Raw genomic sequence first — 591 nt, 5'->3', positions numbered from 1 at the left:
ACAGGTGACTCCCTGTTCCCGGCAATATTCTGCAAGATATCTTGTCACCTTATGCAGATAGTCTGTTACGGAGTTTTGTTTTCTCTTATATAACTTCCTGATATGTTTTGATGTTACCGGATGCTTTACTCCCTTTTGGGACTGTTGCCCATACCACTGGGCCTGCACTCTTGCGATCTCTTTCTGGAAATATCTTTCTATTTCAAGGTATTTTCTGCCCAGGATAAATGTCTTCCCATTTCCGGAATCATAACACGTCATAAGGTTATGAAGCCCCAAATCAATCGCCAGCTCATGTCCATTCTGTGGAAGTTCTTCCGGATCAGGAACCTCATAAACAACGATCAGGTTACAGATCCCTTTCTCCGGCGGGTAGATCCGCAGCTGTTTGATCTGATCCATGTCCCTGAAAATCTTATTTTCAAGAAAAAGAAAGTTTTCATGGATCTGATACGTTCCTTCCATATATTTTTTTAATGCCTTTGGAAGGGACAGGCGGACTTTCTCCGTATCCCGCTCATGCACGATCCCCATCTGCATATAGGTAATGGGAATCCCATCCTGCTTAAACCGCGGCGGTCTGGGCGACTC

General features: G+C 44.5%; 1 protein-coding gene. It reads right to left on the bottom strand.

Annotation, left to right across the window (positions count from 1 at the left end):
• A partial coding sequence (locus DXA57_RS17085) for a transposase (RefSeq protein ID WP_147345721.1) occupies nucleotides 1-591 on the bottom strand: 591 nt, incomplete at both ends.

Source organism: Blautia sp. OF03-15BH, assembly GCF_003463065.1.
In the GTDB taxonomy this organism is placed as follows: domain Bacteria; phylum Bacillota; class Clostridia; order Lachnospirales; family Lachnospiraceae; genus Limivivens.
The sequence above is the reverse complement of the archived record's forward strand: the minus strand, read 5'-3'. Positions and strand labels throughout refer to the sequence as shown.